Source organism: Clostridium bowmanii, assembly GCF_018861315.1.
Classification (GTDB): Bacteria; Bacillota; Clostridia; order Clostridiales; family Clostridiaceae; genus Clostridium_AD; species Clostridium_AD bowmanii.
The window spans coordinates 58,033-74,581 of the sequence record NZ_JAHLDL010000024.1 but is presented as its reverse complement, the minus strand read 5'-3'; the positions used below and the strand labels follow the sequence as shown (position 1 = coordinate 74,581).

At 31.9% G+C, this 16,549-nt stretch carries 11 protein-coding genes; 7 read left to right on the top strand and 4 right to left on the bottom strand.

What is annotated here, in order from left to right:
- Positions 1 to 255: 255 nt before the first annotated feature.
- On the top strand, positions 256 to 1,014 hold the full coding sequence (locus KPL51_RS15840) for an exodeoxyribonuclease III (RefSeq protein WP_216163497.1): 759 nt from the start codon (positions 256 to 258) through the stop codon (positions 1,012 to 1,014).
- A gap of 121 nt (positions 1,015 to 1,135) precedes the next feature.
- Here the strand turns inward: KPL51_RS15840 and KPL51_RS15835 are convergent, their stop codons facing one another.
- Positions 1,136 to 3,166, bottom strand: coding sequence for a methyl-accepting chemotaxis protein (locus KPL51_RS15835; protein WP_216163495.1), 2,031 nt, complete (start codon positions 3,164 to 3,166; stop codon positions 1,136 to 1,138).
- Positions 3,167 to 3,656: 490 nt separating this feature from the next.
- On the opposite strand from KPL51_RS15835, the gene KPL51_RS15830 reads away from it, so the two are divergent.
- Entirely contained in the window at positions 3,657 to 4,670 is a 1,014-nt protein-coding gene (locus KPL51_RS15830; protein ID WP_216163493.1) for a WG repeat-containing protein, read from the top strand.
- Between the two features lie 36 nt (positions 4,671 to 4,706).
- Here KPL51_RS15830 and KPL51_RS15825 read toward each other — a convergent pair whose 3' ends face one another.
- Positions 4,707 to 4,868, bottom strand: a complete 162-nt coding sequence (locus tag KPL51_RS15825) for a hypothetical protein (protein ID WP_216163491.1) — start codon at positions 4,866 to 4,868, stop codon at positions 4,707 to 4,709.
- Between the two features lie 251 nt (positions 4,869 to 5,119).
- Here KPL51_RS15825 and KPL51_RS15820 point away from each other — a divergent pair, with 251 nt between their 5' ends.
- The 3 genes from KPL51_RS15820 to KPL51_RS15810 all read left to right on the top strand — a co-directional run bounded on the left by KPL51_RS15820 (position 5,120) and on the right by KPL51_RS15810 (position 7,626).
- Positions 5,120 to 6,109, top strand: coding sequence for a glycosyltransferase (locus tag KPL51_RS15820; protein ID WP_216163489.1), 990 nt, complete (start codon positions 5,120 to 5,122; stop codon positions 6,107 to 6,109).
- A 739-nt stretch (positions 6,110 to 6,848) separates the two neighbouring features.
- The gene (locus KPL51_RS15815) at positions 6,849 to 7,175 is read left to right on the top strand and encodes a reverse transcriptase family protein (protein WP_216163487.1); all 327 of its coding nucleotides are present in this window, start codon (positions 6,849 to 6,851) and stop codon (positions 7,173 to 7,175) included.
- 49 nt (positions 7,176 to 7,224) lie between these two features.
- Positions 7,225 to 7,626 carry a group II intron maturase-specific domain-containing protein gene (locus tag KPL51_RS15810; RefSeq protein ID WP_224854353.1) on the top strand — a complete coding sequence of 134 codons (402 nt, stop codon included), beginning with the start codon at positions 7,225 to 7,227 and terminating at the stop codon, positions 7,624 to 7,626.
- Positions 7,627 to 8,223: 597 nt separating this feature from the next.
- Here KPL51_RS15810 and KPL51_RS15805 read toward each other — a convergent pair.
- Both KPL51_RS15805 and KPL51_RS15800 read right to left on the bottom strand, forming a co-directional pair.
- Entirely contained in the window at positions 8,224 to 9,501 is a 1,278-nt protein-coding gene (locus tag KPL51_RS15805; RefSeq protein ID WP_216163485.1) for an FAD-dependent oxidoreductase, read from the bottom strand.
- Between the two features lie 67 nt (positions 9,502 to 9,568).
- On the bottom strand, positions 9,569 to 11,563 hold the full coding sequence (locus KPL51_RS15800) for an elongation factor G (protein ID WP_216163483.1): 1,995 nt from the start codon (positions 11,561 to 11,563) through the stop codon (positions 9,569 to 9,571).
- Between the two features lie 203 nt (positions 11,564 to 11,766).
- Here KPL51_RS15800 and KPL51_RS15795 point away from each other — a divergent pair, with 203 nt between their 5' ends.
- Positions 11,767 to 14,145 (top strand): U32 family peptidase, encoded by a 2,379-nt coding sequence (locus tag KPL51_RS15795; protein ID WP_216163481.1) that lies wholly within the window; start codon positions 11,767 to 11,769, stop codon positions 14,143 to 14,145.
- A gap of 18 nt (positions 14,146 to 14,163) precedes the next feature.
- Entirely contained in the window at positions 14,164 to 16,527 is a 2,364-nt protein-coding gene (locus tag KPL51_RS15790) for an endonuclease MutS2 (protein ID WP_216163479.1), read from the top strand.
- The last annotated feature ends 22 nt before the right edge of the window (positions 16,528 to 16,549 follow it).

Sequence of the window (16,549 nt, the reverse complement as noted above, 5' to 3'; positions counted from 1 at the left end):
TAATTTCTATTGAACCGCCGTGTACCGAACGGTACGCACGGTGGTGTAAGAGGTCGGCTAATCAAATAATGATTAGCCTCCTACTTGATTTAAGGTTATAATACTTATTCTTAAGAAATAATTACAATAGTTAATTTTATAATGTCTTATAGTATGATATATTAATATTAAGATATTTATATATGTTATTTCAAATAATAAATCAAAATATATAGGTTTGGTAATTTGTAAAAAATATTAAAGGAGGGTATTTATATGAAAATTTATTCCTGGAATGTAAATGGTATAAGAGCTATAAAAGATAAAGGGTTTATCGATTGGGTTACTAAGGAGCAACCAGACGTTTTATGTCTTCAAGAGACAAAAATTCAAGAAAATCAAATAATTGAGGAACTTAAAAATATACAGGGTTATTACTCATATTTTTCTTGTGCGGAAAAAAAGGGTTATAGTGGGGTAGCTACATATACTAAGCAAAAACCAATATCTGTTTGTTATGGTATTGGAATTGAAAGATTTGATAGTGAAGGTAGAATAGTAATAACTGAGTTTGAAGATTTCACACTTCTAAACATATACTTTCCAAATGGACAGAAGGATGAATTTAGATTAAATTATAAAATGGAATTTTACGATGCATTGTTAGATTACTGTGAAACACTTAGGAAAAAAGGGAAAAAGTTGATTATTTGCGGGGATTATAATACTGCCCATACTGCAATTGATTTGAAAAATCCAAAGGCAAACGAAAAATATTCAGGGTTCTTACCAATAGAAAGAGCTTGGATGGATAAATTTATAGCCTGTGGTTATGTTGATACTTTTAGATATCTCCATGAACAAGAAGAAAAATATTCTTGGTGGAGTTATAGGTTTAAGGCTAGAGAAAAAAACGTAGGATGGAGAATTGATTATTTCTTTGTAACTGAGGATTTACTCAGTAAAATAAAGGAAGCTGATATTTTAAACGACGTTATAGGATCAGACCATTGTCCTGTGCGCATTACTTTATAAATATAAACAAAGCTCCCTTTAAAGTAGAAGTTAACAGATGATTTATCTGTAAAAGTTCTATTTTAAAGGGAGCTTTTTAATATAGGATTATTCTTATATTAGATTGTAAAGAGAAGATATACTATACTTTGAAAATTTTAATGCTGTCTTCAAGATCTTTAGCCATTTCTCTTAACTGCCTAATTGAAATTGACATCTCATCAATAGTAGTTGATTGCTCCTCGATAGATGCGGCAACCTCCTCTGTAGCAGCAGCACTTTCCTCTGAAACTCTAGTTATGTTTTCAGAATTCATTGCTAAATTTTCAATAATTTCATTTGAATATAATATGTTTTTTGTTACAACACTTAACTTGTTTTTAGTGTGGTCAAAGGCTTCAAGAATTTTAGTAAGTGCATTGTCAACATTTTGTACATTAATTGTACCCTTTTGCGTTTCGGAACTTCCTTCTTCAATTGAGGATAGGGCAGTTTTAGCATTCTGCTGAGTATTTTGTATAAGTTTTTTTATGCTACTCGACGATTCCATGGTTTCCTCAGCTAGTTTTCTTACCTCATCAGCAACCACAGAGAAACCTCTACCTGCCTCCCCAGCTCTTGCGGCTTCAATTGACGCATTTAGTGCTAATAAATTGGTTTGAGAGGCAATAGTGTCTATAAATGCCACAATATTTCCAATTTCATCTGAAGTTCTTTGAAGAGTTTGAATTATCGAAGCAGAGTAATCTACTTTCTTCTTTATAACTTTTATTTGAATTATAAGATCATTCATTTTACTTCGTCCATCATTAGCTAGAGTACTTGTTTCATCTGCAGTTTGTACAACACTGCTTATTTCTTCTTTAATAGTATCCATATTATTTACAATTTCTTTAGTGTTTTTTGAAATATCTTCCGTGGCGATAAATTGCTTTTCTGAACCAGATGCTAATTCTTGTGCAGCCATAGCAATTTGATTTGAAACCATGGAGCTTTGCTCGCCTGAGTTTAAAAGTTGGTCAGCAGAAGATAATAATAGGTCGGAGATATTACTAATTTGTCTAGTCATGCCACGAAGATTAATAATCATTTCATTAAAGCTTATGCCTAAAAGGCCTATCTCATCTTTAGATTTTATTTCAATCTCGTTTGTTAAGTCTCCTTTAGAGACACCTTCAGCAAGAATCACTAATTTTTTCAATGGGTTAATAAACCTTGATACTAAAAATACCAGTATTAATGAACCTAATATAAAGGAAATTAGTGTAATTAAAAAAGAACTTGTTAATACAGAAGAAATAGCAGCACCAACATGTTCCATTGAAAGGCCTATATCTACAGCACCTATATGTGCTCCGTTTTCAGAAAGGGGAACTAATACATCATAAACTTTTTCCACGTCTTTATACATGAAAGTGGAGTTGTATGCTTTGCCATTCATGGCAGCAGATATACTTCCTTCATCTTTTAATGTATTACCTATTCTTTCCTTTTCAGTGTGTGTAAGTACTTTTAGATCCTTTGATATAGTTAAACCATAGGCTATGCTTTTATCCTTACCTATTTCATCAATAAGAGCTTGAGGACTTACAGATTTAAGAATGGTATTAACTTTATTAGCATCAATCCCAATTTGAACAAATCCGCCATTACTCATAGCAACAGCACCATATTTATAAAAATTGTCTTTTGAATTTCCACTTGGGCGTATGCTTTCAAGTACCTGGGGAGCTTTATCTTTTAATATTTTCTGAGCTGCACTGTCTTTAGAATAGACATATTTTAAATTAGCTGGCATATTAGAGAATATTATAACTCCCTTGGCATCAGCTACATTAATTTCCTCAATGTTTAATCTTTTTGATATTCTTACAAGATACTCATTTGTGATATTGGGTGTACTACCAATAATATAGGATGAGCTGATAATTTTTTCACCTAGTAGAGTATCGAGTTCTTTTGAAACGGTTGAATTAGAAACAAGTCTTTGCTGAATTTGATTAACAATTATGTCTCCGTCGGTTTTCATTTGGAGTTCCATTTTACTTTTTACAATAGACACCATAATAATGCAAAAAATAAGTAAGGTTGTTAAAAGTACTAATAGTGAAGAAGCCACTATTTTCACTTTCAAAGATAGATGTTTAGAATTTGTTTTAGCTTTAGGTTTCATGATAAATTGTTCCCCCTTTATTTTCTTCATTATTAATCGAATTCTTTTAGACTTTGAATAGATAAACATAGTTTTTAAATTAACAAAACTTAATTCATAAATTATAAAACACAATGGTTTTGTATAAAAAATAAATTAATTTTAAATCTTAATTTAACTTTATTTAAATAACACTTTACCAATATAATACATAAAGTGATAAAATACAATAAAAATAACTATGTTTACCCGTATTTCGAACGACATATTAATCATTATATTGAAAAATATTACAATATTATTTAACATATTTAAATAAATCATTTAATAATGTGTTAAGTAAACTATTAAAGAAAGAATATAGGATAAATCTAAAACAGTTTAGTGTATAATAATGATTAGAAATATAAAAAATACTATAGGAAAGGAGATAGGCTGATTATTGGAATGCCTTTGCAAAAGTGGTCATTCTACTCATGAATGAAGTAATGAGTCACCAGCCGCAAGAATTATGAACAATGAGGAAAACCTATATCCAGTAAAATTAAAAAAGAAATATGGTTACATTGATAAGGAAGGTAATGTTGTTATAGAATCTCGATTTGGTTATGCTGAGGAATTCGATGGCGAATTAGCAATAGTAGGCCATGAGGAAAAGTATGGCTTTATTAATAAAGTTGGAGAAGTTGTAATAGAATTAGTCTATGACGAAGTGCAACAGTTTAGTGAAGGCTTAGCAGCAATAAAATTAGATGGTATGAAAGGTTATATTGATTTAGATGGGAACGTTATAGTTAAACCTAAATATATAGAAGCTAATTTTTTTACAGAGGGAAGAGCTGCAGTAAAAACAGGATATATGTGGGGATATATAGATGCTAAAGGCAAGGAAGTAGTGCCAATGAATTTTTTAGATGCTAGTGATTTTAGTGAAGGCTTAGCGGCAGTGCAAATAGGGGGCAAAATAGCATACATAGATAAAGATGGTAAAGTTATAATAGATGCAATTTATGATTATGCTTATGGATTTAATGATGGCATAGCACCCGTTTGCATTAAAGGAAAGTATGGCTATATAGACAATAGTGGAGGAGTGATTATACCGCCTCGCTATAATGTAGCAGGAGAGTTTAATGAGAAATTAGCACCAGTTGAAATTAGGGGGAAATACGGGTTTATAGATGATAAGGGAGAACTTATTATAAAACCTGCGTTTCAATGGGCAGATAGATTCTATAATGGTATAGCTGCAATTTCAGAGGATGAGAAGTATGGTTGTATTGATAAAAACGGAAATATTATAATACCTACTGTGTTTGATGATGTGGATGTTATGAGTGAAGGTTTAATGGCTGTTCAAGTAGGAGAGAAGTGGGGTTACGTAGATTGTACAGGAGAAACAGTTATAGAGCCGATTTTTGAAGAAGCCTATGAATTTCTTGATGGAATGGCAAGAGTTGAAGTTGGAAAAAAAATTGGATATATTAATAAATTAGGGGAATATATTTGGAAAATGCAATCTTAAAAGTTTACAGTAAGGCATCTATATATTATAGGTGCCTTAATTAATGTTTTTAAAAATACGTTTTAATATGGAAGTGTTAGCACTCATTGTATCATCCTCAAGACTTGATTCTAATGTTTTATTATTTTGAATAATCTCTCTTTCACACTCAACTATCTTATCTTTTAATGTGGTTATTTCTTCATAATTAATAATCATATTAATCCCCTTATGATACAACTTAATATCTATAATATAAATATGCTGAGACTGCCTGTGGATATACATGAAATTATAAATATTATAATGAATTTCATATATGTAGTTAGGAACTTTTATAATATAAATTAATAGTATATAAATAAAACAAAATAAATAAAAGTAATATTATGTTTAGTGATACGTTATAAATAAACATAACTTAGCATAGTTATATGGTAAAAGTAGCAAACTATAGGGGGATTTGTGCCATGAAAGTTCTATTGTGTATTAGACAAGATTATTATAAAAATTTTGCAGGAGATTCTATGCAGATAATTAAGACAGCTGAATACCTACGAAAATTAGGCGTAACTGTGGATATAAATGATGGTGGCATATATGACTATTCTGATTATGATATAGTGCATTTATTCAATATTGCTACTACAGGAGAGACCTATAGATACTATAAGATTGCACATTTTTACAAGAAAAATCTAGTGGTATCTCCCATGCACTGGGATATGAGAAAATATCATATGATAAACAATAAAATTGAAAGTATGAAACTATATGAAAGATGTAGCATTTATAAAAAGGAAATTTTAAAAAGGAGTAAAATTGTATTTTGCAATAGCAAATTAGAAAAAGATATTATTCAGAGTGAATTTAATGTAAATACGGATTACAGAGTTATTTATAGTGGGGTACAAGTAGAAAATGAAGACATACCGCTATATAATTTTACAGATAGATATAATCTAAATAACTATGTTTTATGTGTGGGGAGAATTTGTGAGAGTAAAAATCAATTGGCATTATGTAACATATGTGATAAACTCGGAAAACAGCTAGTTTTAATAGGAAGTGTAAATGACAATGAGTATCTTAAAAAATGTACTAATTTTAAAAATGTGATATATCTAGGATTTATGGATAGTTATAATGTATATAATGCCTATAGATTTGCAAAAGTACATGTTAATCCAAGTTTTGTAGAAATGCCGGGCTTATCATCATTGGAGGCAGCAGCAAGTGGATGCAACATAGTATCAACACAAGAGGGCTGTGCAAGCGAATATTTTAAAGATATGGCCTTATATTGTGATCCATATGATACTAATAGTATAATGAGTGCAGTGAAGAGTGGATTTGAAAAGCGAAAGGATAATAGACTGAAAAATTATGTGAATGATAATTATAATTGGGAGAAATCGATAAATGAATTATATAAAGCATATTTAGAAATTCTTCATTAGAGGGAGCTCATATTACAATCTAAGAGATTTTTCTTATATTATGCTTTAACGAAAAGTATAGTGCGAGCTGCGAAGCAGCACGCAAACACGTGTTGTTTCCTCTTGAAAATGGAAACAATTCTATTTTCATTAGTAAGTTATTAACAAATAGTAGGGAAACCCTACCAGGAAAGGTCTAACTAACCGCCTGTACCGAGTCCTTGGAGTTGAAGCGGTAACGTCAGATTTAAGCGTAGGACAGGGAGTAAACGAGCCGAAACGAAAGTGAAGCTATTGAGCCACGAAATTGTTATCTAAATGAAGAGGTCGATGCCGTTATACTGGTAGCAGACAACATTATATGCATCGTAATGGTGAGCTGTATATAACTCTTCCGGGGTCAGAGTGCTTGGCGAGTTTAATGATAAATTTGTTATTAGAACAGCAGAGGTCCTATAATATCTGAGAAAAAAATCAGTATGTGAAGTCAAGCAAGGGAACTAGTAAGATGAGCAAATGTATTATAGGAAGTCCGACTAACTCATAGTACCATAGAAACCTGTGAAAGCAGATGGAGGGAAGGGGTTAGCACAACATAGCTTCGAGCAAAACGTGTAATTTTACAGACAGGAGAGCTGAAGAATATGATTAACGAGTTACTTGGAATACAATACAATATAGAAAAAGCTAGGATTGATGGAAAGGTTCAAAACATTGATTCATACATTAACGAAATACACTGAAAGCCATTCACAAGAGTATGAATGGAAATAAAGCAAAAGGGATTGATGGAGTAGCAAAGGAGGATTATTCTGCAAACTTAGAAGCAAACGTAGGAAATTTGGTAAAACGAATGAAAAGCGGTAGCTTCAAGCCAGAATCTATAAGGAGAGTGTATATCCCAAAGGATGGAAGCGACAAAATGAGACCGTTATGTATATCATGCTATGAAGATAAATTAGTTGAGAATAATATATCACAGATATTAACTATGATATATGACCCAAAGTTCTTTAATGAATCCTTTGGATTCAGACCAAATAGAAATTGTCATCAAGCGGTCAAAGAAATCATAGAGAATGTGTAGTACCATAAAGTGAATTATATTGTGGAAGCTGTACAGGGCAAAACGAGGATTGTGCAAACCCGAAACTTTCGATTTTCTAGGATTTACATTTTATTGTAGTTTAAATGGCGATAAGCGATTCTTTCGTTGCAAGGTTAAGACTAGCAAGAAGAAATTTCGAAGCAAAGTCAAGACAATGAAGGAATGGGTTAAGAATAATCGAATAATGCCTTTAGGTGAATTGTTTAAGAAAATTAATCAGAAACTTAGGGGACACTATCAGTATTATGGAGTTACGGATAATACAAGAGGTGTGAAAAGTTATCAAAATGAAGTCAAATGGTCACTGTTTAAATGGCTTAATAGAAGAAGTCAAAGAAGAAGTTACACAATTGATACATTCTATAATGGTTTGCTGAAAACTTTTCCGTTATTAGAACCAACTATAAAAGTAAGTTTATTCTATAGGTAATTGAAATATGATGTGAAGAGCCGTATTCCTAAATAGGGCAAGTACGGTTCCGTAGAGGAGCATGGGCGGTAACACCTGTGTTTACTCAAGTATTGCTTTAATGCTTTCATTTCGCCAAGTAATTCTAAAATTTATTTTATTTGCAGATGCTAAAACCCGCAAACTCGCTTCGCTCAAACATGCGGGTTTCTTAACGCATATGCAAATAAAATAAATTTCTAATTACTAAAGCTTGTTCGAATGCATTCTGCGCAATATATACTTTTGTTAGCATAATATAAGAAAAATTATCTAAGACTAAAAATGTTTAGTTGCTATTTTTTAGTTTCCGATGAAGAGTGTTATCTAGGGAACTAAACAATTAATAATTGGTTAGGGGGTTTAGTAGAATATTGAAGTATTGGGTACAAAATAATTTAAAAATTAATTTTCTATCTGTGTAAGTTTCAATTCTTGTATCCACAAAATTAATTGTACTACTGATTATAATATTTTTATTTTTGATTATATCTTTATCATCAAGAAAACACCTTATAGTTTTGTATAAGGTGTTTTCTTATGATAAACTCAATGCGATTTACGATTGGAATATTGCGATTAAATTAGCTGCTTATCGAAGATGTTTTCTAGTCCTGAATTTTTTACTCTATTTTTAATTTCTTCGTTATCTGTAGAATATAGTCCTAATTGCTCCATTCTATCTAAGTATTCAGAGCCTGAAAAAGAAAGTTTAACTTTTTTTCCACCTTCAGTGGATAACAGATAATTTGAGTATGAGATTATATCACCAGTACATAGGGTATTTGGAAGTACAAGAGGTTCGACGTTTAATAAAAACCTAACTGCATTATGACCAGCTAAGGAGCCGGTACAAATTGCTTCAGTATGGCCAACAAAAAATCCGGATTTCTCCCCGGCACAAAATAAATTTTTTATTCCAGTTACCTTCATATCATTTCCTCTAGGTGCAGCGGCTAAATATCTAATAGAATTACCTATGCCTCCAGAGTAGGGGTCCATAAATCTAACTCTTTCAAGTCCTTTTATTTTTCTTAATTTATCTAAGGGATAAAATGGGGTCATGAGTTTTATATGACCAGTATCAAGCAGAATAACATTTTCAGCAAACTCTCTGTAATTATATTGTTGGCATACCTTTAAATTTAACTTACTAGAATTAACATCTTCTGGAGGGGTTTTTAGTATCACTACTCCCTTTTTGTCTAGCTCAGCTATAATTTCATCTGCCAAACAATCTTTAGGTATTTCACAAGAACCGCTAAAAGCACCTATGCTTCCATCATCTTTTTCTGAGAGGATATCTTTAATGCCTGCTTTTTCACTTATACTAACTCTAGACCCAAAGGTAGGACATCTTAGAATACACATAACGCAGCCATTGCCATATTTCAAACAATTGGCCATTCCACCAGTAGAACCAGTACAATCAATAAAAACATCACCCACTACATAACTGCCATTATAAAGTTTAATAGATTTTATACTGTCTTCCTCTTTTTCTACATTTACTATTCTGGATTTAAGATGTACCTTAACTCCCATATTTAATAAAGTTTTTGTTACTTCGGGTTCGATTTTTCCTACATCATATAAACAGCAGTGCTTGTGGTGAGGAAAGTATAGGTTTTTATGTTTGCTATTAGTATCAGTTATAAGAAATAGTTCCTTAGCTCCTAAATTTATTAGCTCCTCAGCAGCCGTATACCTTCCATTGTTTCTCATTATTCCTCCAACATTTCCAAGGCCTAAAAGTAGATCTGTTCTTTCGTATAGTTCCACCTGGGCACCTGCTTTTTTTGCAGTAATTGCAGCAGCGCAGCCAGACCAGCCTCCACCTATAATTATAACTTTCAAATTAATTTCACCTTTCACAAATTGCTACCATTTAAATGATATGATATTTAAAGTTAATTATTCTTTTTTATAAGGCATTCCTCACATAAAGTATATATTTAGCTCTATCTAAAGGATTAACACCAATTCTTTCTCTTATGGATCCGATTTGTAAGCAGCAGGGCTCATAACTTGAAAATTCGGTTGTCATTATTCCTTTACCTGAGGAAATTCTTCCTAATTCTTCTGGATATTCAAGCGATGTGGATACGGGCATTTTTCCTTCTATTGTGAAAGTACCATTGTGTATAAAGGGTGCTTCAAAACTCCCACGCATCTTTATAATATCATTTAAAACTCTTCCTCCCACATTCTCAGGAACGGTAATCCTAAACTTAATTATTGGCTCTAGGAGTGTAGTGCCTATTTCATTTAGACCTCTCATGATGCCCATGGCTGCAGAGGTGGCAAAGTCGCCTGTTCGCGAATGCATAACATGGTCTTCACCGCACGTGAAGGTTATCTTTAAATCTGTTACTGGCCAACCGTATATACCTTGACTTAAGATTTGATCTATATTATCTTCTATTTCTCTCTGATACTTTAACTTTACTTTTTCAGTTCTCACCTTAGATTCATAGATAAGACCAGTTCCCATTGGCAGTGGCTCAATTAAAAATTCAACTATAGCCCAGCAGGGTTTGGGCATAGTATAACGAGACTTACCATATCCGCTTGCTATAGGAGTTTCTTTGTAGATAACAGAAGGTGGACCAAAAGTTACCTCTAGGTTGAATTTTTCCGTTAAAATAGCTTCAATATATTCAATTTGTATTTTACCCATAATCCGAAGATGAAGTTCTTTTTTTTCTTTTATCCATTGCATATTAAGAAGAGGGTCTTCTTCTTGCAGCAGTGTTAAAGCTTCAACTAAGGCTATGTAGTCTTCTTGAATTTTTGGAAAAATTCTTAATGTCAGAAGGGGGATTGTAATTGTTTTAAGACTCGGAATATGAGTTTTGCTTCCAAGGATATCGTAGGTGCTACAATTGAGGCCACTCACCATTACCAAATCACCACTGCCAGCTGAGGGTACATCAATTTGTTTTTGATTAATCAGTTTTTTTATCATTGTGATCTTTTCACTTTTGGCTGTAGTTACATTAAAAATATCATCTCTAGTAGATAAGGATCCACTAAAAATTTTTATATGAGCTATTTTACCTGTGCTTTTGTTATGGGAAATTTTATATACTAGCGCCGAGAGCTCACAATCATCTAGGTTCTCTGGACCTTGTATATAATCTATAATGCCGTCTAGAAGCTCCTGAATTCCTTCACCTCTTAGTGCAGTGCCATAAAGAACAGGATAGATTTTGCCTTTAATTGATTGCAGGGCTATTTCATCACTTATCATGCCTAAGGTTAAAGTACCCTGGAAAAATTGCTCTAAAATATTTTCATTGTAATTACCTAGCATATCGATTATATCTTCAAGTAATTGTTTGTGAGTAGCCTCCTTTATTTCTGAAATATTTTTTGAATAATTTGTCTTATCAAATAAATTGCACACAATAAACTCGTTATTTTTTTCATAGACGAGTTGTAGTGGTATAAGATTCTTTGTTAAAAGCTTTTTCATATCCATGATAGTCTTAGAGGGCGATGCTCCTATACGATCTAGCTTATTTATAAAGAATATTGAGGGAGTATTTAAGTCATTTAAAGCATTAAAGTAAACCTCTGTTTGAGGTTGCACTCCTTCTACGCAGGACAATACTACTATAGCTCCATCTAGAACACCTATACTTCTCTCCACCTCAGAGCTAAAGTCAATATGCCCAGGAGTATCTATAACATGGATATTAGTTTCTTTATAAATAAGATCAATTTCAGCAGCTTTTACTGAAATACCTCTTTGCTTTTCAATATCTAAAGAATCTGTATGGGTTGTACCTTTATCTACACTGCCTAAGATTCTACTAGAACCGCTTTGATATAGTAATTGTTCAGTTAAAGTTGTTTTTCCAGCATCTACATGGGCAACTATTCCAATATTTCTAATACTATTCTTTATCGTCATATTCATATCTCCATTAGTGAAAATTTTATTAGATTCTATTATTTCTATTATATAGGAAACACCTTGCGGAAAGCAATGTGGATAATTTTTTTATAGGTGAGTATGAAATATGAGTAATATTAGTACAAAATATTAAAATCTCTTAATTTATGACAACTTTTATTGTATAATAAGACATAGAACACTTATTAGGAGAGATGTAAATGGATAAAATAGAATTACTAGCCCCTGCTGGAAGTATGGAAAGTGTAACTGCAGCGGTACAAATGGGAGCAAACGCAGTTTATATAGGAGGGAGCAAATTCTCAGCAAGAGCTTATGCTTTTAATTTTGATAATGAGAATATTACCCGCGCTGTAGATTATTGCCACATATATGGCGTTCGCATATATGTTACTTTAAATACCTTAGTAAAAGATAATGAAATAAAAGAAATTATGGAGTATGTAGGATTTTTATATAGTGTTGGAGTAGATGCACTTATAGTTCAAGATACAGGACTCATTTATTTAATAAGAAATAATTTTCCTGGTTTTGAACTTCACGCATCTACGCAAATGACAGTACATAATGGTGAAGGTACGTTGTTTTTGAAAAATATGGGTTTTAAAAGGATAGTTCTTTCAAGAGAACTTAGTTTAAAAGAAATAGATTATATATCTAATACTTTAAAAGTGGAAACAGAAGTTTTTGTTCATGGAGCACTGTGTATATGTTACTCAGGCCAGTGCCTTATGAGTAGTATTATAGGTGGTAGAAGTGGAAATAGGGGTAGATGTGCCCAGCCCTGTAGATTACCTTATACGCTAATAGATAAAGATACTAATAGAGATCATAAAGCATACATTTTAAGTCCTAAAGATATTTGTACTTTAGAGAACTTAAAAGACATAGTACGAGCAGGTACCTCTTCATTAAAAATTGAAGGAAGAATGAAAAAACCGGAATATGTTTCAGGTGTGGTGGAGATATATAGACGTGCATTGGACAATATTTATAGCAATACAATACAAAAGTTAGATAAAGATACTAGAGTTTTAAAACAATTATTCAATAGAGAAGGATTTTCAAAGGCTTATTTATATGGGAATAGTGGAAAAGATATGATGGCATATAGGGTTCCTAAAAATTCCGGACTTCCAATAGGAAAAGTTGCTTCTGATTTGTCAATAACTCTTTTGGAGAATGTAGCATTAAAAGATGGTATAATGTTCGGTGAAGATGGGTTTGCTATATCAAAAATTATTGTGAATGGAATAGAGGCCCAAAAGGCAGTAATGGGAGATAGGGTATTATTAAAACCTACTAAATATAAAGCTGGGGATTTTTTATATAAGATTTATGATGTGGAACTCATGAATGAACTGTCAAAAACTTATAGTGATGTATTTAAAAGGAAAATAAAACTAAATCTTTCAATAGAATTTAGTGTAAATAATCCACTATGTATAAGTGCTAGTTACATGGGAGAGAACTTCTATGCTGTTGGAGAGCTTGTTCAAACAGCCCTGAACAAACCATTAGATAGAGAACGTATTATTAAAAATTTATCCAAAACAGGAGATACTCCTTTCAAAATAAATGAAGTGAATTTCGGAAGCTTTGAAGATGGCTTCCTGCCAATGGCTGCATTAAATTCGGTTAGGCGAGAATTAACAGAGAGTATTCAAAATCATATAATAGGAAAGTATAAAAGAGAAAAATACAATAAACAGATTAATTATGATAAAAATAAGAGTTTACAAGTTCAAAATAACTTTAAAGAAATTGTAGTTAAGCAAGATAAATTTATACCAGAGACACTTATATATGTAAGTAATGAGCAGCAGCTAAAAGCTGTACTAGAAATGGGCTTTGATAATATTGCTATAAACCCTTTTATGAGAGATTGTAATATTAGCATTAACAAGTATGATGTAGATTTTTATCTTAAGGTACCTAATATTATTAAGGGTGAGTTTGAAAGTGTTTGTGAGTTTATTGAAAATAACCTGAATAGCATAAAAGGTATTATTACAGCTAATTTAGGAATAATCAATAGATTCAGTAAGAAAATAAGTATAATTGGAGATTATAAGTTGAATGTTTTCAATAGTTATGCAAGCGATTTTTACAAGGATTTTCTCGCTGGAACTTGTGTTAGCGCTGAATTAAATCAAAAGGAAATTAAAGAAATAGGGGCTAAAAGTTCATTGCCACTGCAAATTATGGTCTATGGTAAGTATGAGCTTATGGTTAGTGAATACTGTGCTATAGGAAGTGTTTTTGGTGACAAAAGCGAAAACAAAACTTGCAGTGAAAAATGTACTAATGGATGTTATACACTTAAAGATAGAATGGGCGAAGAATTTAGAATTAATAATGACAAATATTGTAGAAGTTACATATACAATAATGTGCCAGTAAATTTGATTTCTAATATGGCAGAAATCATAAAAAATAATATTTCTTGTTTTAGATTAGATTTTATCCATGAAAATTATGAAGAAACTTTAGATGTTCTTAGAAATTACATTAAAAGAACTTGGAGTACAGAATTTAAAAATTATACTAGGGGTCACTATAAAAGAGGCGTGGAATAAGGGAGAGACGGTGAAATCGTGAATACTAAATCATTAAGAGTTTTAGAATATTTTAAAATTAAGGACAAAATTAAAGAATATACGCATACTACAGCTGGTAAGGATATTATAGAAAAATTAGAACCATATACTAATATTTATGAAGTAAAAGAACACTTGCAAGAAACTAATGAGGCACTACTTCTTTTATCAAAAAAAGGAAGTGCACCATTTGAAGGGATATATGACGTGCGTGATGCAATAAGTAGGGCTTCTAAAGGAGCCTCACTTATGCCCACACAATTGATACGAATAGCTCAAATGCTTAGGTGTGCTAGATTATTCCAGAATTATGTTGGTAACAAAGGTGCCGAAACTTCTAGAGTTTTAGAAGATATATGTATTGGAATTGTTCCAATAAAAAAACTAGAAGATGAAATTTTTATAGCTATAATAAGTGATGAAGAAATTTCTGATAGGGCTAGTAGTTTGCTTTTTAATCTAAGAAGGTCTCTAAAAGAAAAGAATGCTTCTGTAAAAGAAAAGGTAAATTCACTAGTTAGATCTAATGCAAAATATCTTCAAGAGAGTCTTTATACTATAAGGGGAGATAGATATGTAATTCCTGTTAAAATAGAACATAAAAGCAGTGTTCCAGGTATTGTGCATGATCAGAGTTCCTCTGGTGCTACACTATTCATTGAGCCAATGAGTCTAGTTAATTTAAATAACGAAATCAAAGAAATTATGTTAAAAGAAAAAGCTGAGGTTGAAAGAATCCTAGCTGAATTATCTTATAAGGTATACGAGAATATAGATATTGTTACAAACAATGCAAATATAGTATGGGAATTAGATTTTATTTTTGCAAAGGCAAAGTATGCAATAGAAATTAATGCTATTATTCCTAGTGTTAATGACGAGGGAATAATAGATATAATTGAGGCTAGGCATCCTTTAATAGACCCTAAAGTAGTAGTTCCAAGTAATATTTACTTAGGAAGAGATTTTACATCACTAGTAATAACAGGACCCAATACTGGAGGTAAAACAGTAACCTTAAAAACTGCAGGCTTAATTCAGTTAATGGCTATGAGTGGAATTTTAATTCCAGCTAGAGATGGATCAATGGTAAGTTTTTTCAATGAAATTTTTGCAGATATAGGTGATGAGCAAAGTATAGAACAAAGCTTATCTACTTTTTCATCTCATATGACAAATATAGTTAATATTATTGAAAAGGCTGATAAAAAGACTTTGGCTCTATTTGATGAATTGGGGGCTGGAACAGATCCCACAGAAGGAGCAGCTCTTGCTGTGTCAATTCTTGAAAATTTAAGATCAAGAGGTACAAAAGTAGTTGCAACAACACATTATAGCGAATTAAAAGGATATGCGCTAAAAACTACAGGGGTGGAGAATGCATCTGTAGAATTCAATGTAGACACACTAAGTCCTACTTATAGACTAATAATTGGGGTGCCTGGTAAGTCCAATGCTTTTGAAATTTCTAAGAGGCTCGGTTTACCTGATTATATTATTAAAAGTGCCAAAGAAAACATTTCTAGTGAAACCTTAGAGTTTGAAGAATTAGTTCAAAGTTTACAAGAAAAGAGCATAAAGGCAGAAAGAGATGCTAGGATGGCAGAGGTTTTGAAACTAGAAGCTAGTAAGTTAAAAGATAAATATCAGGAAAAATTATATAAAATGGAAAACATCAGAGAAAATGCTATGTATGAGGCTCAAAGAGAAGCAAAGAGGTTAATAAGAAATGCTAAAGAAGAATCTGATGTTATTCTTAAAAATATGAGAGAATTAGAGAAATTGGGATACCCATCTGAAGCAAGACAAATGCTTGAACAGGAAAGAACTAAGATTAAAGATAAACTTGAAAGCTTAGATAAACATGTTCAGAAAAATGAAGAAGAACTTGGTGAAAAGCTTAAAACTGTAAAAGAAGGTGAAGAAGTATATTTACCATCTCTTAACCAAAAGGTTATTGTAATTTCAAAACCCGATAGCAGAGGTGAGCTGCAAGTTCAAGCTGGTATTATGAAGATAACTGTTAAAGTAGATGATTTGCGCAAATCAAAGATTACGCAGGAAGAAAAGAAAAAGGCGAAAATTAATAGAAGAGAACTTAAGCTAAATTTAAAAAACGTACCAACTTCCGTTGATTTAAGAGGTATGGATGCGCAAGAGGCTATATATACCGTTGATAAATATTTAGATGAGGCTTATGTAGCAGGACTTAAAAAAATTACTATTATTCATGGTAAAGGCACGGGAGTTCTAAGAAACACTATCACAGATATGTTAAAAAGACATGGTCATGCTAAAGCCTACAGACTAGGAAATTATGGTGAAGGTGGTAGTGGAGTTACTATGGTAGAACTTAAATAGCATGGAGTTAAATTACATGCCT